Annotated in this window: 28 protein-coding genes; 6 read left to right on the top strand and 22 right to left on the bottom strand. The window is 44.0% G+C overall.

Annotated elements, in window-relative coordinates; all coding sequences use genetic code 11:
- Positions 1-35: 35 nt before the first annotated feature.
- From FTV18_RS01305 to FTV18_RS01285, 5 genes are all read left to right on the top strand, one after another.
- Positions 36-617 carry a hypothetical protein gene (locus FTV18_RS01305; protein ID WP_179992776.1) on the top strand — a complete coding sequence of 194 codons (582 nt, stop codon included), beginning with the start codon at positions 36-38 and terminating at the stop codon, positions 615-617.
- 83 nt (positions 618-700) lie between these two features.
- Complete coding sequence (locus tag FTV18_RS01300) at positions 701-2,740, top strand: M3 family metallopeptidase (RefSeq protein ID WP_180012366.1); 2,040 nt, start codon at positions 701-703, stop codon at positions 2,738-2,740.
- Between the two features lie 40 nt (positions 2,741-2,780).
- Positions 2,781-2,993 carry a YheV family putative zinc ribbon protein gene (locus FTV18_RS01295; protein ID WP_171064841.1) on the top strand — a complete coding sequence of 71 codons (213 nt, stop codon included), beginning with the start codon at positions 2,781-2,783 and terminating at the stop codon, positions 2,991-2,993.
- A 14-nt stretch (positions 2,994-3,007) separates the two neighbouring features.
- A complete protein-coding gene (locus tag FTV18_RS01290) occupies positions 3,008-3,427 on the top strand; it encodes a hypothetical protein (protein WP_180016531.1) in 420 nt (139 codons plus the stop codon).
- 60 nt (positions 3,428-3,487) lie between these two features.
- Entirely contained in the window at positions 3,488-4,363 is an 876-nt protein-coding gene (locus FTV18_RS01285) for a DMT family transporter (protein ID WP_180016532.1), read from the top strand.
- A 48-nt stretch (positions 4,364-4,411) separates the two neighbouring features.
- Here the strand turns inward: FTV18_RS01285 and FTV18_RS01280 are convergent, their stop codons facing one another.
- From FTV18_RS01280 to FTV18_RS01260, 5 genes are all read right to left on the bottom strand, one after another.
- Positions 4,412-6,694: a TRAP transporter large permease subunit gene (locus FTV18_RS01280; protein ID WP_180016533.1), complete on the bottom strand. Its 2,283-nt coding sequence runs from the start codon at positions 6,692-6,694 to the stop codon at positions 4,412-4,414.
- 177 nt (positions 6,695-6,871) lie between these two features.
- Entirely contained in the window at positions 6,872-7,444 is a 573-nt protein-coding gene (gene rrtA / locus FTV18_RS01275; RefSeq protein WP_180016534.1) for a rhombosortase, read from the bottom strand.
- A 72-nt stretch (positions 7,445-7,516) separates the two neighbouring features.
- Positions 7,517-8,557 carry a hypothetical protein gene (locus tag FTV18_RS01270; protein WP_004786877.1) on the bottom strand — a complete coding sequence of 347 codons (1,041 nt, stop codon included), beginning with the start codon at positions 8,555-8,557 and terminating at the stop codon, positions 7,517-7,519.
- Positions 8,558-9,102: 545 nt separating this feature from the next.
- Positions 9,103-9,489: a hypothetical protein gene (locus FTV18_RS01265; RefSeq protein ID WP_180016535.1), complete on the bottom strand. Its 387-nt coding sequence runs from the start codon at positions 9,487-9,489 to the stop codon at positions 9,103-9,105.
- Positions 9,482-9,739 carry a succinate dehydrogenase assembly factor 2 gene (locus FTV18_RS01260; protein ID WP_005233752.1) on the bottom strand — a complete coding sequence of 86 codons (258 nt, stop codon included), beginning with the start codon at positions 9,737-9,739 and terminating at the stop codon, positions 9,482-9,484. The genes FTV18_RS01265 and FTV18_RS01260 overlap by 8 nt, the downstream gene beginning before the upstream one ends.
- A gap of 182 nt (positions 9,740-9,921) precedes the next feature.
- On the opposite strand from FTV18_RS01260, the gene FTV18_RS01255 reads away from it, so the two are divergent.
- Entirely contained in the window at positions 9,922-11,094 is a 1,173-nt protein-coding gene (locus tag FTV18_RS01255) for an acyl-CoA dehydrogenase family protein (protein ID WP_180016536.1), read from the top strand.
- Positions 11,095-11,147: 53 nt separating this feature from the next.
- Here the strand turns inward: FTV18_RS01255 and FTV18_RS01250 are convergent, their stop codons facing one another.
- The 17 genes from FTV18_RS01250 to rplX all read right to left on the bottom strand — a co-directional run bounded on the left by FTV18_RS01250 (position 11,148) and on the right by rplX (position 20,897).
- A complete protein-coding gene (locus tag FTV18_RS01250; RefSeq protein ID WP_180016537.1) occupies positions 11,148-12,638 on the bottom strand; it encodes an NAD(P)/FAD-dependent oxidoreductase in 1,491 nt (496 codons plus the stop codon).
- Between the two features lie 207 nt (positions 12,639-12,845).
- Positions 12,846-13,211 carry a 50S ribosomal protein L17 gene (gene rplQ / locus FTV18_RS01245; protein ID WP_004786886.1) on the bottom strand — a complete coding sequence of 122 codons (366 nt, stop codon included), beginning with the start codon at positions 13,209-13,211 and terminating at the stop codon, positions 12,846-12,848.
- Between the two features lie 18 nt (positions 13,212-13,229).
- Positions 13,230-14,237: a DNA-directed RNA polymerase subunit alpha gene (locus FTV18_RS01240; RefSeq protein WP_004786889.1), complete on the bottom strand. Its 1,008-nt coding sequence runs from the start codon at positions 14,235-14,237 to the stop codon at positions 13,230-13,232.
- A gap of 16 nt (positions 14,238-14,253) precedes the next feature.
- Positions 14,254-14,880: a 30S ribosomal protein S4 gene (rpsD, locus tag FTV18_RS01235; protein WP_004786890.1), complete on the bottom strand. Its 627-nt coding sequence runs from the start codon at positions 14,878-14,880 to the stop codon at positions 14,254-14,256.
- 12 nt (positions 14,881-14,892) lie between these two features.
- Positions 14,893-15,279: a 30S ribosomal protein S11 gene (gene rpsK, locus FTV18_RS01230; RefSeq protein ID WP_001040166.1), complete on the bottom strand. Its 387-nt coding sequence runs from the start codon at positions 15,277-15,279 to the stop codon at positions 14,893-14,895.
- Positions 15,280-15,298: 19 nt separating this feature from the next.
- Positions 15,299-15,655 carry a 30S ribosomal protein S13 gene (gene rpsM, locus FTV18_RS01225; RefSeq protein WP_004786893.1) on the bottom strand — a complete coding sequence of 119 codons (357 nt, stop codon included), beginning with the start codon at positions 15,653-15,655 and terminating at the stop codon, positions 15,299-15,301.
- A gap of 107 nt (positions 15,656-15,762) precedes the next feature.
- Positions 15,763-15,879, bottom strand: a complete 117-nt coding sequence (gene rpmJ, locus FTV18_RS01220; protein WP_000867907.1) for a 50S ribosomal protein L36 — start codon at positions 15,877-15,879, stop codon at positions 15,763-15,765.
- 20 nt (positions 15,880-15,899) lie between these two features.
- Positions 15,900-17,219, bottom strand: a complete 1,320-nt coding sequence (gene secY / locus FTV18_RS01215; RefSeq protein ID WP_171505548.1) for a preprotein translocase subunit SecY — start codon at positions 17,217-17,219, stop codon at positions 15,900-15,902.
- 45 nt (positions 17,220-17,264) lie between these two features.
- The gene (gene rplO, locus FTV18_RS01210) at positions 17,265-17,705 is read right to left on the bottom strand and encodes a 50S ribosomal protein L15 (protein WP_004786897.1); all 441 of its coding nucleotides are present in this window, start codon (positions 17,703-17,705) and stop codon (positions 17,265-17,267) included.
- A gap of 3 nt (positions 17,706-17,708) precedes the next feature.
- Complete coding sequence (gene rpmD / locus FTV18_RS01205; protein WP_004786899.1) at positions 17,709-17,885, bottom strand: 50S ribosomal protein L30; 177 nt, start codon at positions 17,883-17,885, stop codon at positions 17,709-17,711.
- 6 nt (positions 17,886-17,891) lie between these two features.
- Entirely contained in the window at positions 17,892-18,389 is a 498-nt protein-coding gene (gene rpsE / locus FTV18_RS01200) for a 30S ribosomal protein S5 (RefSeq protein ID WP_004786901.1), read from the bottom strand.
- 2 nt (positions 18,390-18,391) lie between these two features.
- The gene (gene rplR / locus FTV18_RS01195) at positions 18,392-18,742 is read right to left on the bottom strand and encodes a 50S ribosomal protein L18 (RefSeq protein WP_004281497.1); all 351 of its coding nucleotides are present in this window, start codon (positions 18,740-18,742) and stop codon (positions 18,392-18,394) included.
- A gap of 14 nt (positions 18,743-18,756) precedes the next feature.
- Complete coding sequence (gene rplF, locus FTV18_RS01190) at positions 18,757-19,290, bottom strand: 50S ribosomal protein L6 (protein WP_004786903.1); 534 nt, start codon at positions 19,288-19,290, stop codon at positions 18,757-18,759.
- Between the two features lie 13 nt (positions 19,291-19,303).
- Positions 19,304-19,699 (bottom strand): 30S ribosomal protein S8, encoded by a 396-nt coding sequence (gene rpsH / locus FTV18_RS01185; protein ID WP_004786905.1) that lies wholly within the window; start codon positions 19,697-19,699, stop codon positions 19,304-19,306.
- Positions 19,700-19,711: 12 nt separating this feature from the next.
- Positions 19,712-20,017 (bottom strand): 30S ribosomal protein S14, encoded by a 306-nt coding sequence (gene rpsN / locus FTV18_RS01180; protein WP_004786907.1) that lies wholly within the window; start codon positions 20,015-20,017, stop codon positions 19,712-19,714.
- A gap of 9 nt (positions 20,018-20,026) precedes the next feature.
- Positions 20,027-20,563 (bottom strand): 50S ribosomal protein L5, encoded by a 537-nt coding sequence (gene rplE / locus FTV18_RS01175; RefSeq protein ID WP_004786908.1) that lies wholly within the window; start codon positions 20,561-20,563, stop codon positions 20,027-20,029.
- 16 nt (positions 20,564-20,579) lie between these two features.
- The gene (rplX, locus tag FTV18_RS01170) at positions 20,580-20,897 is read right to left on the bottom strand and encodes a 50S ribosomal protein L24 (RefSeq protein ID WP_004786911.1); all 318 of its coding nucleotides are present in this window, start codon (positions 20,895-20,897) and stop codon (positions 20,580-20,582) included.
- Between the last annotated feature and the right edge of the window lie 4 nt (positions 20,898-20,901).

Here is a 20,901-nt window from a genome sequence, read left to right as displayed (position 1 = left end):
TTATAATTCAGTTAAATAACGACTAAAAAAATATCATGCTTATTGCATCAAATAATAAACAGCATTTACATATCTATGCGATTCTAATTTTTACGATTTTGATCCTCAGTGACTTTATTGCACTCAAGTATTTTAATTTTGTAGCAACGCCACTTACGAATTATTTTGCATTGATTATAAGCTGTGTCATATGTATTGGAATATTGCTGTATTTTATAAGACTCAAACAGCATGGTTTATGGTTTCCACCTTATCATTGGCGTAATTTCAGAAAGTGCCCCAAATTTTATAGTCTTTTTATCTTTCCTTCGGTCATGATCTCAGCACTTTGGATTAATCTGACCACCTATCCACCCTATCTTTATACGAAGCTGACAGGCGAAACTAACAGTATTTCGATTACTACTCAGGCTGGGAAATTCAAAGGTGTTCGAAATCATATCTCTTATGCCTTTGACACAGAATATAGACATTTACCGGTTATGGAGTTATCTGCTTCTGAGTTTCTGCTTTATCAAAATAAACCCGTTGAACTACAGCTTAAGCTTACAACAAGTAATTTAGGCAGCATTGTGCATGAGATTGAAGAGATCAGGATCCAGTCTGAAGTCGAATAAATAATACCGTCGTATGCTTGATTTCCCTGCCAATAAGCCCTACATCTAGATTTAACACAGGAAATGACTTCGGCAGAAACGACATGACATTAGAAAAAGCAACTTTACCCGTTCCACAATTCGATCAGATTACGCTGGCAGATCTTAAACAAAAAATTGAAAACTGCATTCAGCAAGGTTTGCAATTTCTAAATGAACTGAACCAGACACCTGATACTGTCCAGGAACAACTTGCTGTTCTGAAACAGGTCGACACGCTAGAAAATAATATGAGCGAGTCCTGGGGTGTTTTGTCGCATCTCAACGCAGTCATGAATAATAGTGAAACCCGTGATGTCTATCAGGCATTATTACCGGGTCTAAGTGATTACTATACCCAGTTGGGCCAGCATACGGCGCTATATCAAACCTATCAGCATGTACAGGATGCACCGGTCTTCAATGAACTGCCGGAAGCTCAGCAAAGTGCAATTAAACTGGCGCTACGTGACTTTAAATTGTCAGGTGTGGCTCTAGAGGGTGAAGCCAAAAAACGCTATGCAGAAATTTCTGCACGTTTGTCACAACTTTCCTCAGATTTCTCCAATCATGTACTGGATGCAACTCAAGCTTATTTCAGACCGCTTAAGGAAGAAGAATTAGCGGGCCTGTCTGAAAGCAATATTGAACTCTTAAAACAGTATGGCCAGCAACGTGAACTGGATCAGCCGGTTGCCACTTTAGATTTCCCGTCTTATCTGGCAATTATGACTCATGCCGAAGATCGTGGCCTGCGTGAAGAACTCTATAAAGCCTATACCACACGCGCGTCAGATCAGTCCGAACAGACTGAATTTGACAATACAGCCATCATGGAAGAAATCCTGAAATTACGTCAGGAAATGGCAGCACTATTAGGCTTTAATAACTATGCCGAATATTCACTGGCCAGCAAAATGGCGCCAAATGTCGAAGCTGTTGATGAATTCCTGCGTGATCTGGCGGAACATGCCCGTGCGCCTGCTAAACAGGAAGTGGCTGAACTGAAAGCCATTGCTGCTAAAGATGGTATTACTGAATTAAAGCCCTGGGACAGCAGTTACTATTCTGAAAAGCTGAAAATGCAGCAGTTTAATCTGTCTCAGGAATCGCTAAAACCCTACTTCCCGGCTCCAAAAATTCTGCAAGGCCTGTTCAGTATCCTGAAACGTTTATATGACATTCAGGTGGTTGAACGTGAAGCGCCAGTCTGGCATCCAGATACGCGTTATTTTGAACTGGAAGATCAGGGCGAAGTGATTGGCGGTTTCTATTTCGATCTCTATGCACGTCAGGGCAAACGTGGCGGTGCCTGGATGAGCGGCTTCCGTTCACGCATGCAAATTGCTGAAGGCCTGCAAAAACCAATCTGTTATATGGTAGCAAACTTTACTCCACCTGTGGGTAACCGCCCTGCACTACTGACTCATGATGAAGTGATTACCCTGTTTCATGAGTTTGGTCACGGTCTGCATCATATGCTGACAGAGGTGGACAATATTGCCGTGGCTGGTACGCATGGCGTGGATTGGGATGCTGTCGAACTACCAAGCCAGTTTATGGAATTCTGGGCCTGGGATCAGGACAGTTTAAACCTGCTCAGCGAACATATCGAAACCAAGGAAGTCTTACCTGCTGACTTGTTAAAAGCTTTATTAGATGCCCGTTTCTTCCAGTCCGGTATGCAAACTTTGCGTCAGCTGGAATTTGCTTTATTCGACCTGACCATTCACCGTGCCAATCCGGCATTGAGTGCTGAACAGATTCAGGCAACCTTAAACGAGATTCGTGAAAAATATGCCGTTTTACCTACTACAGCATATAACCGATTCCAGCACAGCTTCAGTCATATCTTCGCGGGTGGATATGCAGCGGGCTATTATTCTTATAAATGGGCAGAAGTTTTGGCCAGTGATGCCTTCGATCGCTTCGAAGAAGAAGGAATTTTTAACACTGAAACCGGAAAGCAGTTTAGACAAAAAATTCTAGCAGTTGGCGGAAAAGATACAGCACTTGACGCATTTATCAATTTCCGCGGACGCGAGCCAAAAATAGATGCTTTGTTACGTCATCAAGGTTGGACGAACCGCTCTAAAAACGCTTAAACTACGTTTTTAAGTAAATCACAGGGTGAGTATGATGGCTATCAAACGTCGTTTCATTGCAGGCGCAAAATGTCCTAAATGTCAGGCGTTGGATCGGATCGTTATGCTGACCTCTGGTGAAGCTGAATGGATTGAATGTATCGAATGTGGGTATGAAGAAAACCGTCCTACCCATATCGAGGAACCTGAGTCACCAGCCGTTCCGGATGAAATTGGTGTGATTCAGTTTAAACCCCGTCAGCCAAAAGAATAATTTCGGGAACCTAAATGACTCTAGATCATCGACAAAATCCTAAACTTTTATGGGGAATAGTGAGTGGATTAATTGTTGTGATTATTGCTGTTTTAATAATTACACAGTTTTTTCTCACGCAAAATGAAACATTACCAGCACATCAGGGTGACTTGATGCATGCACCGGTGACACACGCCGCACCTAAAGCAGAACCTGAACCGGAAGAAATTGTGCCTACTTCTGAAAATGTTCTGGTCGATGCCTCTATTATAAGAGAAGAAGTTACTGAGAATGCCACTTTGGCGAAAGAAGAAATTGCCAAACTGGAAGATATTCAGCAACAGCTCAATGAGCAGGAAAAAAGCCTGAAGCAACAGCATAGTGATGCGGATGAGCTGATTAAACTTAAAGAGGAACAAATCAAGTTACTCGAAGCACAACTGGCACAATAGTCAGAATGAGTTAGGGATTTTCAGCTAGAATATCCACAGATTTTCTAGCTAAGTTCCCTCATGAGTGTAGCCTCTCCCTCGCATCTGGTTAAGGCAATTGTCTTTCTGACCTGTTCCGCTTTTTTGTTTTCAGTCATGGGCGTCTGTATCCGCTTCGCCACACACACCGTTGACAATGCCACTGTGGTATTTTTCCGGAATTTTGTCGGCCTGTTTATTTTTCTTCCTTTAATCTTCAATAAAGGCATTAGTTTTTTTAAAACTGAAAAACTCTGGATGCACACCTGGCGCTCTGTCGCAGGTCTGACGGCGATGTATGGATTTTTCTATGCCATTGCACATTTAAAGCTCTCCAATGCCATGGTCTTTACCTATTCCTCACCAATTTTTATTCCGCTGATTGCTTGGCTGTTTCTAAAAGAAAAAGTCACTCAAAGCATGTTACTGGCTGCTGCGATCGGTTTTATTGGCGTGTTGTGCGTGGCTAAGCCTGATTCCGGTTTATTTAACCTGATGTCCGTGATTGGCTTGAGTGCCAGCTTCCTGGCTGCTATGGCTTTTGTTACGGTTCGTGCTCTAACCCAAACCGAACCGCCAGAACGGATTGTGTTTTATTTCTGTCTGATCGGCACCCTGATTTCCATGATTCCAATGTTCTGGCATTGGCGTCCTTATACCCTGACTGAACTCGGTTATTTAATTGCAGCCGGTTTATTGGCAAATACCAGTCAGTTATTTCTATCCAATGCTTATAAACTGGCACCTGCTGGTCAGATTGGGCCAGTGAACTATATTGCAATTTTCTTTGCTGGCTTATGGGGCTTTTTATTCTGGGAAGAAATTCCGGATCTCTATAGCCTGCTCGGACTAGGACTGATATTTTGTGGGATTTTACTCTGTAGCCCTGCTTTACAAAATAAGCTTAGGCTGCGTTAAGGCCACAATAAAAAAGCACCCGAAGGTGCTTTTTTTGATTTGCTTAAATTACTGATACCAGCCGAAGAGCTTAAATACATAAGGCACATAAGCAATGATCAGCATCGCTGGCAGTAACACAATCATCGGTAAAATCCAGCGCTCATAGCGATAATAGAAGGACTTATGTCGAACTTCTGCATCCGCTTCAGCCACCTCCGCATCACCAATGGATTGCCTTGCTAACAGATGGTTCAGGGCAACTGGCGGTGTCACATAACCCAGCTCAAAACCAATCAAGGTAATCATCCAGAAATGCACAGGATGAATTCCATACTGATAGGCAACTGGTGCAACGGTTGCTGAAATCAGGATCACCGCACCGAATGGGTCCATGATCATGCCAACGAACACCATCAGGCCAACAATCATGGAAATCACCAGAATGGTACTGCTAATATCTGTCGGGAACGCTTCCATAATTTCCATACGTTCCAGCAGGCCGCCCACACTGACAGACAGTGCCATCAGGATCACCAGCGCACCAATGTGTCCAACCGTTTCACTGGTCGAAATGTGTAATGATTTCCAGAAGCCAACTTGACGCAGGCTTTCACCAACAGCCGAACGTTTTAAACCATGGTCTACAGCCAGCTCACTGCCCTGCTGCTCAATATGGTCTGCTTCACGATATTCAGCATTAATGGCTGTACCCGCGGTCGCCATTGCAGGCGTATTTGCTGAACCTAAGGTGGTGGTTAAGGTTTCATCCCAATGTCCCACTGGCGGTAATGGTGCAGGCTCGTGACGCAACTTATCAAATAGCACGATCATCAATAGAATGACTGGCATCATGACAGGCGCAGTAAATTCATTCAGATCTGTAGACAAGGCATATTTGTAGAACAGCCAGATCAGGATGAAAATCACGATATAAGGAATCACATTTACAAAGGCACGTGCAGACTGTGGTGCAGCCAGACCAGGTGCAGCAATACGGAACTTGCTTTCAGCAAAGAATAGCGAAATGATCAGGAACAATGTTGAACTGAGCAGGAAGACGTAGACACCGTAGTGATACAGCATATCTGTCGTCACTTCCTTGTTCAGTGAAGCCACCACAACAATTAATAGACATGGACGTAATACCACACCGAGTGAACCCGACATGGCGGTTGCTGCCAAGGCAAACTGACGGCGACCACCGGCATTCCACACTTCCTTATAAATGATCGCACCTGCAGCAATCACGAAAATCCCGGATGCACCGGTATAAGCGGTTGGTAATGCAGCTGCCAGCAGGATTAACCAGGTCAAGGTTTCTGGCGCCAGATTCCATGGACGCAGGATATTCAGGAACATGTCTACGACACGGGTTTGTTTCAGCAACATACCGGCCCAGATAAATAAGGCCAGATTCAGGAAGATGCTCGAAAACTCAACCAGTTGCCCCAGATAGATGCCCTGACCCATCGGGTAATCCATCAAGAAGACAAAGTTAAACCCGGTACTGATAGCCATATAGGCATAAAGTGGCACGCTTAAGAAAGCCAGTCCGAAACTACCCCCTTCTCGGGTCGCCTGAGGTGGCTTAATGACTTGGTACAGACTGATCAGGGTCAATGTCCCAAAGAGAATCATCCATAGCCAGTAGACATACTTCATGTCTCCCATCGGCACCCCGGAATTCAGCACCGACATATATTGGCTGTAGGAAGAATAGACCAGGAAACTGTTCGCGATCAGCATCGCCACAGAATAGACTTTGAAATCGATACGGGTGGCTGGACTACGTAGACCGATATGATGGGTTTTCAATGTCGCACTGATTGCAGCGAATACCACCATAATGATCAGCAGCAAGGCACGGTTTTCAGTCCCGAACTTAAAAATGCCAAAGAATGATGTTTCAAAACTGCGATAGGCGCGAATACTTGGATGCGCTTCAATATGCGTTATCGCCTTGTCATAGAACTGGTAAGACTCTTCACAAACCTGTTGTGCCTGCATCACTGCAGCACGTACATCCGCTTCAGAACGTACGCCGAAGAAATCGGCATATTCATCGGCGGCATCTGCTTTCATCTGCTCCTGAACTTTTTGATCGACATTAATATTACGATCACATTGAGGCGCTTTCGGTTCAGCACGCAAAAACGAATACTGCATGCCTGTCGCCGGATCACCATACAGACGCTCGCCCATACGCAGTAACTGACCATGAATCATTTCCCCGGTTCCAATCACTAAGGTCAGTAAGAGCAAGATGAGCACGACAAAGGTCGAGATCCACTCTGTCCAGATATAACGTAACAGACCTAATCCTGATCTGTTTTGATTATCGTTGTGCATGTATTTTCCTATTCTTGTTTTCGCGCCTTACATTCTTTTAAGCGCTGGTCTTCCTGTCTGCCCCGAAAATTCCTTTACAAGGGTCAGTATCATTATTTTCTGTTTTGACTCTGCATGAAAATCAGCAGAATAAAAATGACAATTTATCTTTTCTTTTTGTCTTTTCTGCCAACAGTTTCAGCTATCCTGGACATAATTGCCCAAGATATAGAGCAATGCGACTACCACTCCCCAGATCACCCCTAATAAATGCGCTTCGACCAGTACCGGACTGCCGATAAGTTGTGCAGTTTCCTGATTTCCAATGGTATTTTCCCAAATCAGTTTGGCAAAGATTAAAAATAATACCAGCACGGCAAATCCACGTTCGCGTTGATAAAGCAGATGCACACAGGCGACTGCGACATAGGCCCCATGTAATACCCCGGATAGTCCTGCATATGCTTCAATATTTGGCAGAAAAAAATAAAAACTCAGGCTAATCAACGGCGGCAGAATTAAAAGAATCGAGACGAAATGCCACACAGATGCACGGGGGAAAATGAAAGGTAGACAGATAAAGGCAAGAATATTCAGAAAATAATGGGTCCAGCCGACATGCACCCAGTGCGCGGTCCAGAGCCGCCAAAACTCCCCGAGCAGACTTTCCTGCCAGTAGATGAAAGCATCGTTAAAGATTTGCAAACTCGCTGAAAGAGAGACAAAAGCCGCCAGAAAAATAATTTTTCGTCGAAGATGTTGATCTTGCATCGGCTCCTTGAACTCCTTTCAGCATATTGAAAATGACCTCTATGAGCATCATTCACTTAATTTTTCATTAATTTATAGGTCAGCGCTAAACAGATCATCCAGTTCTGAAGAATTATCTGTTTCATCCCAGAAGGTCTGCATGCCATCATCTGCACTACGAATACCGGTATTTTCAGTCCAGTAACGGTCAGAAATACCATTCACCATAATGGCAGCCATACTGTCGATCAGCTTGAACTGAGGATTGACCGGCTTCTCATCACTACGTGCCTGATCAAAGGTTCTTAACGCATCACGAATTTTGGCATCATCCCCACTGGCCTGTGCCGCTACAGCATATAAGGCATGTGATAAACGTACACCTTTTTGCTCACCAATTTGTACTGACTGTTTCAGAGTTTGGTAAGGATCAGGTTTCCCATCACCTGCCCCTGGCAATAAAGTCCAGATCACAGCACGAGTTGCATTTGGTGCGCCCCAGAATTTGGTATTATCCAGACAGGTCATGCCACGCTCGACCACAGCCGCAATATCTTTGGGTACTTGTACGGCCCCACCCGAGTTAATGTCATTGGTCATGGCTTGCAAGCCACTTAGCATGCCCAGCAGATAAACTGTCTGTTCAATATCACTGTTCATGCGTGGACAGCCTTCACCCAGCGCTTTTTTATATTTTTTCTCATAACGGGTCTGGAATAACTGATAACCCGTGTACTGGCGTTGTGCAGCCAGTGCAGCCCAGCGTTTCTGCTCAATCCGCGCATCCTGAGCTTCAGTCACCTGATTGACTTTAGAAGCACGCAGATACCGTAGCTCTGCATCCAGCGCTTTCTGCTCGGCACAAATCCCTGCTGCGGAGTACATCAGTACCGCAACACGAGTCGGATCAGCCCCCATTTCCTTGGTCGACATGATGGCTGGTGTTAAAGAATTCCCGGAATTACACACCATCTCGGCATCATCCATCGCCAGGATTGGTGGAACAATATGCTTTTCAGTGAAGCCCAGCGCCACATTGGCACCGGTTTTAATGACCTGAGAACATCCTGTTAGAACTGTTGTTGTTATTGCAATGGTCGCCATACCTTGGCATATTTTTCGGACGCTCGACATTTTCCTGTCCTCTATAATTGTGATTATGTCCATTATTCTGCTAAACATATCAGAAGCATATAACGAATAAAAGAGTATTTACTCTAATTTAGACCAGACACTTTGCCATTAAATTGCCCAGCTGCAATTGACTGTAGTAGATAAAATCCCAAATTTTGGGCAAAAAAAAGTAGCATTGCGACGGTTCAGCACATGCTACTTATCAACTTGGCAAGCCGAGAAGAAAATAGGTTCTCGAGCTTAATTCTGTTATTTAGGTGAAAATCTGTCCTTCAGCACCGTTCCCAGCCGTCCTATGACTAGGGCCATCACAATCGCAACGATCAAAAACATCCACATTGGAAATTCCATCATGATCTCCTGTGTTCGCTGTTGGTGACTTAAATGTACCTGCTTATAAAAAAAGCAGCTGAAAAATTGTCAGACAATTCATTGTTTTTACAGGGAAATATGATTTTTTGTCTGACAATTCAAGCGGGGTTAGCGGATAAATCTTTATTTTTAATGAATTTATTTAAAATTTTGGAATGTCATTTGTCGGACAATTAAAGTATTTTTGTTAAAACTTTCAAAGACTTCCATTGTTTAAAAGGTAACTGGTCACACCAGATGAGCAACGGACGTGCTTTTGCATGCTGGAAATACACCACGATATAAGCTTGGTGATCAATCACATGACTGATCAATACTCGCCGTGTGCCTTGCGCAGCCGCTGTCAGTGACCATTCACGTCCATCCAGATATTCAAACTGCTCAATGTGTGGTGTCTTGCGATAAAACAACTGATAGATGACCAGACCGATGACGCCACAAACCAGCCAAATTGTCACAGGCAATAACTGATACAGCAGGAACATTAATACAGCAAAAATAAAAAGCTGAAACACCAGTGCACACTTGCTGCGTTTCAGCTTGAAACAACGATTATCCATGAACGTAAAATTTAAGTTTCTTGATAAAATCTTTTAATTCAGGGCGTGGGGGTTCTGACACTTCCATAAACCAGTCCAACAGGTCCGGATCTTCCTGTGCAACCAGCTCAGCAAACATCTGTTTTTCGAAGGGATCAGCATTGAGATAATAGTTTTTCACGTAGGGATCAAAATATACATCGATCTCTTTCAAGCCACGACGCGCGCGATAAATTACTTTGCGCTCTTCTAAGGTGATGTCATCAGTCATCGAATTTTCCCAACTCGTTACAAACCTGAGTAGTTTACCTTAAGCCATTGCTGAATTTCGAGGTATTTCATACAAATGACCAAAAGCATCAGTAGATTTCCCAGATTTGAACATTCAGCTCATTGTTCCCTCATCTGCTCTATCTTAAGTTAAATAAAACATCACAATAAGGGAATTATAAGATGCATTCGAGCGCGATCCGTCCATTGGCCAGCATGCTGCCACGTCAACTTTTCAATGATGAACATGAAGCCTTTCGGGAGATGGTCCGTAAATTCTATGAAAAGGAAGTGATTCCTCATACAGAAAAATATGAACAGCAACAGCATGTCGATCGTGAGCTCTGGAATAAAGCCGGTGAACTTGGCCTTCTCTGTGCCACGATGCCTGAAGCTTATGGCGGTTCAGGGGTAGATCGTTTATACAGCATGATTCTGATCGAGGAACAGGCCTATGCAGGCGACTCTGCGACAGGATTTTCACTGCACTCCGATATCGTAGCCAATTATATTCTGAACTTTGGCAATGAAACACAAAAGCAGCAATGGCTCCCGAAAATGGCAACAGGTGAAGTGGTCACGGCAATTGCGATGACCGAACCTGGAACTGGCTCCGACCTGCAGGCAGTACGCACTAGTGCTGTATTAGAGGGTGATGAGTATGTGATTAATGGTTCCAAGATATTCATTACCAATGGCTATCTTTGTGATACGGCAATTGCGGTATGTAAGACGGGTCATAGTGAGAAAGGCTCTGCCAATCTTTCTTTGATTATGGTCGAAGCAGATCGTGCAGGATTTAGTAAAGGTAAACCCTTAAATAAAATCGGCATGAAAGGTCAGGATACCTGTGAACTGTTCTTTGACAATGTCCGTGTGCCTAAAGAAAACCTGCTAGGTCAGGAAGGCATGGGTTTTATGATGCTGATGAAAGAACTGGCTTGGGAGCGGTTAATTGTGGCCATCATATGTCAGGCAGGGGCAGAAGCGGCATTCGCACATACGGTAAAATACACCAAAGAACGTCAAGCCTTTGGCAAACCGATCAGCGCTTTTCAAAATACCCGTTTTAAACTGGCAGAACTGCGTACCGAAATTGAAATCTGCCGAGCTTATCTGGACCGTTGTATGCAACTACAGCTTATTCAAAAATTGGGAGTTGATGCCGCCGCAGCTGCTAAATACAAAATTTCTGAACTGTATAGCAACGTGGTGGATGAATGCCTACAACTGCATGGCGGTTATGGCTATATGCTGGAATATCCGATTGCACGAGCGTACCTGGATAATCGCGCGAACCGCATTTATGCAGGAACCAATGAAATCATGAAGGAACTGATTTCCAGATCACTCTAATTTGAAATATGAAAAAGGAGTACATCAGGTACTCCTTTTATCTATGTCTATACTTAAGACACCAATCTTGGCTTGGCTGGCACAGCACTGGATTTCGATTTGAATTTCAATACTCCATCTTCAAAAGATGCCGTTTTAAGCTCTTTACGGTCTGCCAAGTAGTTATTAGATACTTTCCAAGGTGCATGCTTACCCTGTTTCGGCATCACATCTGCGGCACGGGCAATATAGCCTGAAGTTAAACTACCCATCACCGTATCTTCAAGTAATTCCGTAGCATCCCCTTCTGGAATCACTTCATCATAACCATGCTGATCCATATAATTGAGCAGACGGCAGATATATTCTGCGGCAATATCCACTTTCAAGGTCCAGGAAGCATTGATATAGCCAATAATCAGCGCCATATTCGGTACATCACTGACCATCACCCCTTGATACAGCATATGCTTCGACGTATCCAAAGGCTTGCCGTCCATCGTGGCCTGAATACCACCCAGAATCTGAATATTTAAACCAGTAGCAGACACAATAATATCCGCATCCAGATGTTTACCTGATTTCAGCTGAATCCCAGTTTCAGTAAATTTCTCGATATGATCTGTTTCTACAGATGCATGACCTTCACGCAGGATTTTGAATAAATCCCCATCTGGCACTACACATAGGCGCTGATCCCAAGGTTCATAATTCGGGGTAAAGTGTTTCATATCCACTTTCCCTTTCAACTGAAACTGTACAGATTTCAATAATAATGTTTTCAGTAGTTTTGGCTGTTTTTGTGCAAGTGCGTAGATACCACGCTGCATGCCGATATTACGCGCACGGGTCAGCTTATAGGCCACGTCTTCTGGCAATAATTTACGCATTTTTGAGTAAATCATGTCGATCGAAGGAACTGAAGCGATATAGGTTGGAGAGCGCTGTAACATGGTCACATGCCCTGCACCGCCTTTCACCATGGCTGGAACTAGGGTAATCGCTGTCGCACCACTGCCAATAATCACTACTTTTTTTCCGCTATAGTCCAGATTTTCAGGCCAATGCTGCGGGTGAATGAATGTACCTTTGAATGCATCCTGATTCGGGAATTCCGGCTGGAAGCCTTGATCATAATTGTAGTAACCCGTACAGCCAAGAACAAAGTTAGCGATCCAGGTCTGCTTTTTGCCCTGAGCGTTTTCAGCTACGACTGACCATTTACGTGTCGCTGAATCATAATTGACACTAACGACGCGATGTTGAAAATGAATTTTTGAGCTCAAGTTAAATTCCTGAACCACTTCTGCAAGATAATTTTTAATTGCCGAGCCAGAAGCCAATACACTTTCTTTTTTCCAAGGCTTAAAGTTGAAGCCAAAAGTCGACATGTCCGAATCTGAACGGATACCAGGATATTTAAACAGGTCCCACGTACCGCCAAAGCTTTCGCGACGTTCAATAATTTCGAATGAGCGTTGAGGACTATGTTTAGAAAGATGGGCCGCCAGACCAATTCCCGAGATCCCCGCGCCTACAATTAAAATATCAACTTGCTTTTCCATATTCTTCTTTTACCTGAGCATTGTCATATATTTTATTAAATCACAAAATTGACAATACACAATGTCAAGTTTGAATAAAAGTGATTATTTTCTTATCTTTTCAGGACAAATTTCTAAACTGCCTGATAATGGGTAAATGCAAGACAATAAAAAAGGCCGGTTTATTCAACCGACCTTTTCGAACAACGTTTGCTGCTCTACACGAAATTAGTTAACTTCGCGATCTACTAGCTCAACGTAAGCCATCGGTGCAGCATCACCTGCACGGAAGCCCGCTTTAAGAACACGTAGATAACCGCCGTTACGCTCTTTGTAACGAGGGCCAAGAACGGTAAATAATTTACCAACAGTTGCAGCTGAACGAGTACGAGCAAACGCCAAACGACGGTTTGCTACTGTATCGACTTTAGCTAAAGTGATTAAAGGCTCAGCAACACGACGTAATTCTTTTGCTTTAGGCACAGTTGTTTTGATCAACTCGTGCTCGAACAAAGAGTTAGCCATGTTTTGGAACATCGCTTTACGATGACTGCTTGTACGGCCTAATTTCACACCACTATTACGATGACGCATGGTGATAGTCCTACTTAATTAACGGCTACGATAGGCGAAACGATCGTCCATACGGAGACTAGCTGGTGGCCAGTTCTCTAAACGCATGCCGAGTTGTAAGCCTTTGGAAGCCAGAACATCTTTGATCTCAGTAAGCGATTTTTTACCAAGGTTAGGAGTTTTAAGTAACTCAACCTCAGTACGCTGTACAAGATCACCAATGTAGTAAATGTTTTCTGCTTTCAAACAGTTAGCAGAACGAACAGTTAGCTCTAGATCATCTACTGGACGAAGCAAAATTGGATCAACTTCTTCACGAGGTTCTTGAGCCACAGGAGCTTGATCTTTCTGAAGATCAACAAAGATTGCAATTTGTTGTTGCAAGATTGTTGCCGCTTTGCGGATTGCTTCTTCTGGATCAACTGTACCGTTGGTTTCAAGATCAATGACCAGTTTATCAAGGTCAGTACGTTGTTCTACACGAGCGTTTTCCACTGTGTAAGACACACGTTTGATCGGGCTGTAAGATGCATCTAACTGTAAGCGACCCACTGGGCGAGTCTCGCCTTCTGGGAAACGTGAGTCAGAAGTCTCGTAGCCACGGCCTTGAGCCACTTTCAGGCGCATCTTAAGATTGCCTGATGCACTTAATGTGCCGATCAAGTGTTCAGGGTTAACCACTTCAACATTATGAGGTAAACGAAGGTCAGCCGCAGTTACGTCGCCTGGACCTTGTTTCTCTAATGTTAAATAAGCTTCATTTTGATCGAACAGCTTAATAGACAATCCTTTTAGGTTCAGCAAGAGCTCGACGATGTCCTGCTGCAAGCCTTCCAAAGTACTGTACTCGTGCTCAACACCTTCAATCTCAACTTCTACCACAGCAGCGCCAGGTAAAGAAGAAAGAAGGATGCGACGTAAAGCATTGCCCAGAGTATGACCAAAGCCACGCTCTAAGGGTTCTAGAATAACTTTTGCCGAGGTCCCGCTTGCCGCTTCGACCTTGATCGCTTGCGGAGTTAGAAACTCATTTGCAGTACGCGTCATATTGCTACCTCAAGGATTATTTAGAATACAATTCTACAATCAAGCTTTCGTTGATTTCAGCAGGTAAATCAGAACGATCCGGTGCAGCTTTGAACGTACCTTCTAGTTTAGAATGATCTACTTCCATCCAAGAAGGAATGCCACGTTGAGCAGCTAATTCAATTGCGTTTTTGATACGTAATTGTTGTTTAGCGCCTTCGTGAACTGCAATCACGTCACCAGCTTTAACTTGGATAGACGCGATGTTAACGCGGCGGCCATTTAAAGTGATTGAACGGTGAGATACTAACTGACGAGCTTCTGCACGTGTAGAACCAAAACCCATGCGATAAACAACGTTATCAAGACGGCTTTCGAGCAATTTCAACAGGTTTTCACCAGTTGCGCCTTTAACACGAGCAGCTTCTTTGTAGTAGTTACTAAATTGACGCTCTAAAACACCGTACATACGACGTACTTTTTGTTTTTCACGTAATTGTAGTGAGTACTCAGATTGTTTACCGCCACGAGCTCCACCATGTTGACCAGGAGCTTTAGCGTGTTTTTTAGTTTTGACGTCAAATGGTTTAACGCCAGATTTTAATTGCAGGTCTGTCCCTTCGCGGCGAGAGAGTTTGCATTTTGGACCAATATAACGAGCCATGAATGTTTCTCCTTACACGCGACGTTTTTTAGGTGGACGGCAACCGTTGTGAGGGATTGGAGTCACATCGGTAATGCTGTTAATTTTATAACCCACTGCACCTAATGCACGAACCGCAGACTCACGACCTGGACCAGGACCTTTCACAAGGACGTCCAAGTTTTTCAAACCGTAATCTAAAGCAGCTTTACCAGCAACTTCAGCAGCTACCTGAGCAGCAAACGGAGTTGATTTACGTGATCCACGGAAGCCTTGTCCACCTGAAGTGGCCCAAGCCAGTGCATTACCTTGACGATCGGTAATAGTCACAATGGTGTTATTAAAAGAAGCGTGAATGTGTGCAACACCTTCAGAGACGGTACGAGTGACCTTCTTGCGTGTGCGAGTATCTTTAGCCATCTTTTAGCTTCCAGAAATCTTATTTCTTAATTGGTTTGCGCGGACCTTTACGGGTACGTGCGTTAGTTTTGGTGCGTTGACCACGGACAGGCAAGCTGCGACGATGACGAAGACCGCGGTAGCAGCCTAAATCCATTAAACGTTTAATGTTCATGGAAATTTCGCGACGTAAATCACCTTCGGTCGGAACCTTGGCAATTTCTGCACGAATCGCATCAAGCTGAGCGTCATCTAATTCACGGATCTTAGTAGTAGTTGGGATACCCGCAGCAGCTAAGATTGACTTAGCAGTGTGGCGACCAATACCAAAGATGTACGTTAGAGAGATAACAGCATGCTTGTTATCCGGAATGTTTACACCGGCAATACGAGCCATTCAATTTTCTCCAAAAAGGCAGTAGAGATAATCAACCGCCCCACAAAAATCTTGAGGGGCGGATAATAACCCAATTCGCCTACTGAAATCAACAGGTCTTGATCAGATTAACCTTGACGCTGCTTATGACGAGGTTCTGCGCTACAAATTACGCGGATAACCCCATTACGACGGATAACTTTACAGCTACCACAAATTTTCTTTACAGAAGCTTGTACTTTCATGATGAAACCTCTAAGTGCGCTTATCCCTTAGGATGAGCAGTCGTTTTTCTCATTAACGTTTGATTGTCATACTGGTGCGAGGTGAGATGTGCTTGAAGCTGAGCCATAAAGTCCATCACCACCACTACCACGATCAGCAACGATGTTCCGCCCAAGCTAAATGGAATACCAAAAGAGCTTTGCAGAATCATCGGCATTAAACAGATGACAGTGATGTATATCGCGCCAATAAAGGTCAAACGATTGAGAATATGATCTAAGTAACGAGCAGTTTGCTCACCTGGACGAATACCAGGCACGTAAGCTCCGCTGCGTTTCAAGTTCTCTGACACTTCTTTAGGACTAAATACCAGTGCTGTATAGAAGTAACAGAAAAAGATAATTAACGCACCAAAGAGCACCAAATACAACGGCTGACCAGGCGATAACACCAATGCCAAGTCTTGTAGACTACGCTTGATAATTCCTGCACTTGGATCCGAACTACCAACCCACTGACCTAAGCTCGCTGGGAACAAAAGTAAAGAGCTGGCAAAAATTGCCGGAATTACACCCGCCATATTAATTTTTAATGGCAAGTGCGTTTGCTGTGCAGTAAATACACGACGTCCCTGCTGCTTTTGAGCATAGTTCACCGGAATACGACGTTGCGCCTTCTCGATAAACACAATCGCTGCAAGTACAGCAATCGATAACAGACCAAAAATTGCTAATCCAATTAGACTAGACTGGCCATTATCAACTGAAGTTAGAGACTGCATAACTAAAGTCGGCAATCCTGCAACGATACCTGCGAAGATGATCATGGAAATACCATTGCCCACCCCACGCTCGGTAATCTGTTCACCCAGCCACATCAAGAACATGGTCCCCGCAACCAAAGAGGTTACCGCAGGAACATAAAAAGCCAGACCAGAGGTCAGGGTAATTCCCTGGCTGATCAGGCCAGCACACATACCAATTGCTTGCACAAGTGCAAGGAACAGCGTGCCTTGTCGTGTGTATTGGTTAATCTTACGTTTGCCCTGCTCGCCTTCTTTTTTCAAAGCTTCGAGCGATGGAACCACTGTAGACATTAACTGCACAATAATCGATGCAGAGATGTATGGCATGATCCCTAAAGCAAGAATCGACATTCGCTCTAATGCACCACCCGAAAACATGTTAAACAAACCAAGGATGGTACCTTGGTTTGCATTAAACAGATTTTCTAGCGCGGCATTATTAATCCCTGGTACTGGAATATGCGCTCCTAGTCGAAACACCAACAACGCACCAATGAGAAACATCATTCGACGAATAATTTCACGGTATTTCACATGAAATGGTTGGCCTTTCATCATGTTGACATGACCTGAAGAACTAGGAGTCATAGACACTGGGGATTACTCCTCGACTTTACCGCCAGCAGCTTCAACAGCAGCTTTAGCGCCTTTAGTCAATGCAACACCTTGTACAGTGAATGCACGAGTAATTTCACCAGAAAGTACGATACGAGCACGAGTCATGTCTTTACGTACAACGTTCGCAGCTTTTAAAGTTTCAAGAGACACGATGTCGCCTTCAACTTTAGCAAGCTCAGATAAACGTACTTCAGCAGTTTTCAAAGCCAATTGGCTAGTGAAACCGAATTTAGGCAAACGACGATAAAGTGCAGTTTGACCACCTTCGAAACCTGGACGAGTACCACCGCTCTTACGTGAGTTTTGACCTTTGATACCACGACCACCAGTCTTACCAACGCCAGAACCGATACCACGGCCTAAACGAAGGTTGTCACGCTTAGCACCTTCTGCAGGTGCAATTGTATTTAAACGCAGAGTCATGGCTTATTCCTCTACACTAACCATATAGTAGACTTGGTTGATCATACCACGGTTAGAAGGCGTATCTTGCACTTCTACAGTATGACCAATACGACGCAGACCTAAACCTTTCAGGCTCAGCTTGTGATTTTTCAAGCGGTGCGATGCAGATTTAGTCTGGGTAACTTTAATCGTTTTCATGATTGATTACCCTTGAATTTGTTCTACTGTTAAACCACGTTTCGCAGCAACTTTCTCAGGAGAAGTCATATCACGCAAACCGTTAAAAGTCGCGTTTACTACGTTAGCAGCGTTTGTAGAGCCATAACATTTAGTTAATACGTTACGTACGCCAACAGCTTCTAAAACTGCACGCATCGCGCCACCAGCAATTACACCAGTACCTTCAGAAGCAGGTTGCATGTAAACGCGGCTTGCACCGTGACGAGCATTGATAGGATGCTGAACAGTACCATCAACAAGGTCAACAGTAATCATGTTACGACGAGCAGCTTCAAGTGCTTTAGAAATAGCAGCTGGAACTTCACGCGCTTTACCACGACCAAAACCTACGCGACCATTACCATCACCCACAACAGTTAATGCTGTGAAAGAGAAGATACGACCACCCTTAACAACTTTGGCTACACGATCAACGGCAACCAGCTTTTCAACAAGACCTTCGTTTTGTTCAACTTTAGCCATGATTAGAACTCCAAGCCGTTTTCACGGGCAGCATCAGCCAAGGCTTTGATACGACCATGATATTTGAAACCAGAACGGTCAAATGCAACTTTAGTAACACCAGCTGCTTTAGCGCGTTCTGCGATTAAAGCACCTACTTTCTGAGCTGCTTCAACGTTACCAGTAGTACCCGCACGTAGAGTAGCGTCTAGAGTAGAAGCTTGCGCTAATACTTTGCCACCATCTGCTGAGATAACTTGAGCATAGATGTGACGCGGAGTGCGGTTTACACACAAACGAGTCGCACCCAATGCACGGATGTGCAAGCGTGTGCTTTTCGCACGACGCAAACGGGATTGTTTCTTTTCGTTCATAAGAACCTCGCGCCTTATTTCTTCTTAGCTTCTTTACGAAGTACAACTTCGTCAGAATAACGAACACCTTTACCTTTATAAGGCTCTGGTGGACGGTAACCACGGATATCTGCAGCGACTTGACCTAGAACTGCTTTATCAGCAGATTTAAGTACGATTTCAGTTGCAGTTGGAGTTTCAGCAGTTACACCTTCAGGAAGCGTATAGTCGATCGGGTGTGAAAAACCAAGGTTAAGGTTAACAACGTTACCTTTAACCGCAGCTTTATAACCAACACCGATAAGTTGTAACTTACGTTCGAAACCTTCGCTTACACCTTTTACAAGGTTGTTAAGCACAGCGCGAGCAGTACCAGCTTGCATCCAAGCGTCTTTAGATTCAGCTTTAGGAGCAATAACTAGAGTACCGTCTTCCTGTTTTAGCTCGACCAGCGCATGCAGGTTGAAAGACAATGTACCTTTGCTGCCTTTCACTTCGACCTGCCGGCCGTTCTGAGTAACTGTTACACCGTTAGGTACAGTTACTGGGGCTTTAGCCACACGAGACATGAGGAATCACCTATTAAGAAACAAAAGCAATAACTTCACCACCAACGCCTGCAGCACGTGCAGCGCGATCAGTCATGATGCCTTTGCTTGTAGAAACAATTGCAATACCTAAACCTTGCTTAACGCTTGGAAGTGCATCTTTACCGCGATACTGACGTAGACCTGGACGGCTTACGCGTTTCACAGTTTCGATAACTGGCTTGCCTTCAAAATATTTTAAAGTCAAAGTAAGAGTTGCTTTGCCTTCAACTTCAGCAACTTCTACGTTTGAAATATAACCTTCTTGTTGAAGTACGTTAGCTATCGCAACTTTCAACTTAGAATTAGGCATAGAAACAGTTTGTTTCTTTGCCATTTGTGCGTTACGAACACGTGTTAGCATGTCGGCAACGGTATCTTGCATACTCATTTATAGTGCTCCTTACCAGCTTGCCTTAACAACGCCAGGTACATCACCTTGCATTACTTTATCGCGTACCATGTTACGGCTTAAGCCGAACTTACGGAAGTAACCATGAGGACGACCAGTTAAACCACAACGGTTACGTAGACGTACTGGAGATGCATTACGTGGTAATGCCTGTAATTTCATCATCGCATCGAAACGTTCTTCATCTGAAGCATTTACGTTTGCAATAATTGCTTTTAATTCAGCACGTTTTGCAGCGTATTTAGCAACAGTAGCTTCGCGTTTCAATTCGCGATTAATCATACTTTTCTTAGCCATTTCGACCTCTTATTTGAACGGGAAGCCGAATGCACGCATTAGCGCACGGCCTTCGTCATCGGTGCGAGCAGTCGTAGTGATGGTAATGTCCATACCACGAATACGGTCAATCTTGTCAAAATCGATCTCAGGGAACATGATCTGTTCTTTAAGACCCATTGAGTAGTTACCACGACCATCAAATGATTTCGCAGAGAAACCACGGAAGTCACGGATACGAGGAATCGCAATCGAGATCAGACGGTCTAAGAATTCGTACATACGTTCGCCGCGTAAAGTAACTTTACAACCAATCGGCCAACCATCACGGATTTTGAAACCAGCGATAGATTTACGAGCTAACGTAAGAACTGGTTTTTGACCAGCGATAGCTTGCATATCAGAAAGAGCACCATCAAGGAGTTTCTTGTCAGCAGAAGCTGCACCAACACCCATGTTGATAGTGATTTTAGTGATGCGAGGGATCTCCATCACATTCTTAATTCCCAATTGTTCTTTTAATTGAGCTTTAAGTTCGTCGTTGTAACGTGCTTTAAGTCTGGCCATTGCCTTTTTCAACCTATTACTTCGCTACCGCCACTGATTCACCATTAGATTTGAATACGCGAGTTTTCACGCCGTCAATCGTTTGGTAACCAACACGGTCAGCCTTTTGGGTTGTAGCATTAAAAATTGCCACGTTTGAAATGTGAAGCGAAGCTTCTTGAGTTACGATGCCGCCTTCAGCGCCAGTAACACGGTTCGGCTTTTGATGCTTCTTCACCAAGTTAAGGCCTTCAACCTTAACGCGGTCATTAGAAACAGACAGAACAGTACCCTGTTTGCCTTTTTCTTTACCTGCGATCACAATTACTTGATCGCCTTTTTTAATCTTAGCCATGATC

This window comes from Acinetobacter sp. YH12241, assembly GCF_013417535.1.
Lineage (GTDB): Bacteria > Pseudomonadota > Gammaproteobacteria > Pseudomonadales > Moraxellaceae > Acinetobacter.
The sequence above is the reverse complement of the archived record's forward strand: the minus strand, read 5'-3'. Positions and strand labels throughout refer to the sequence as shown.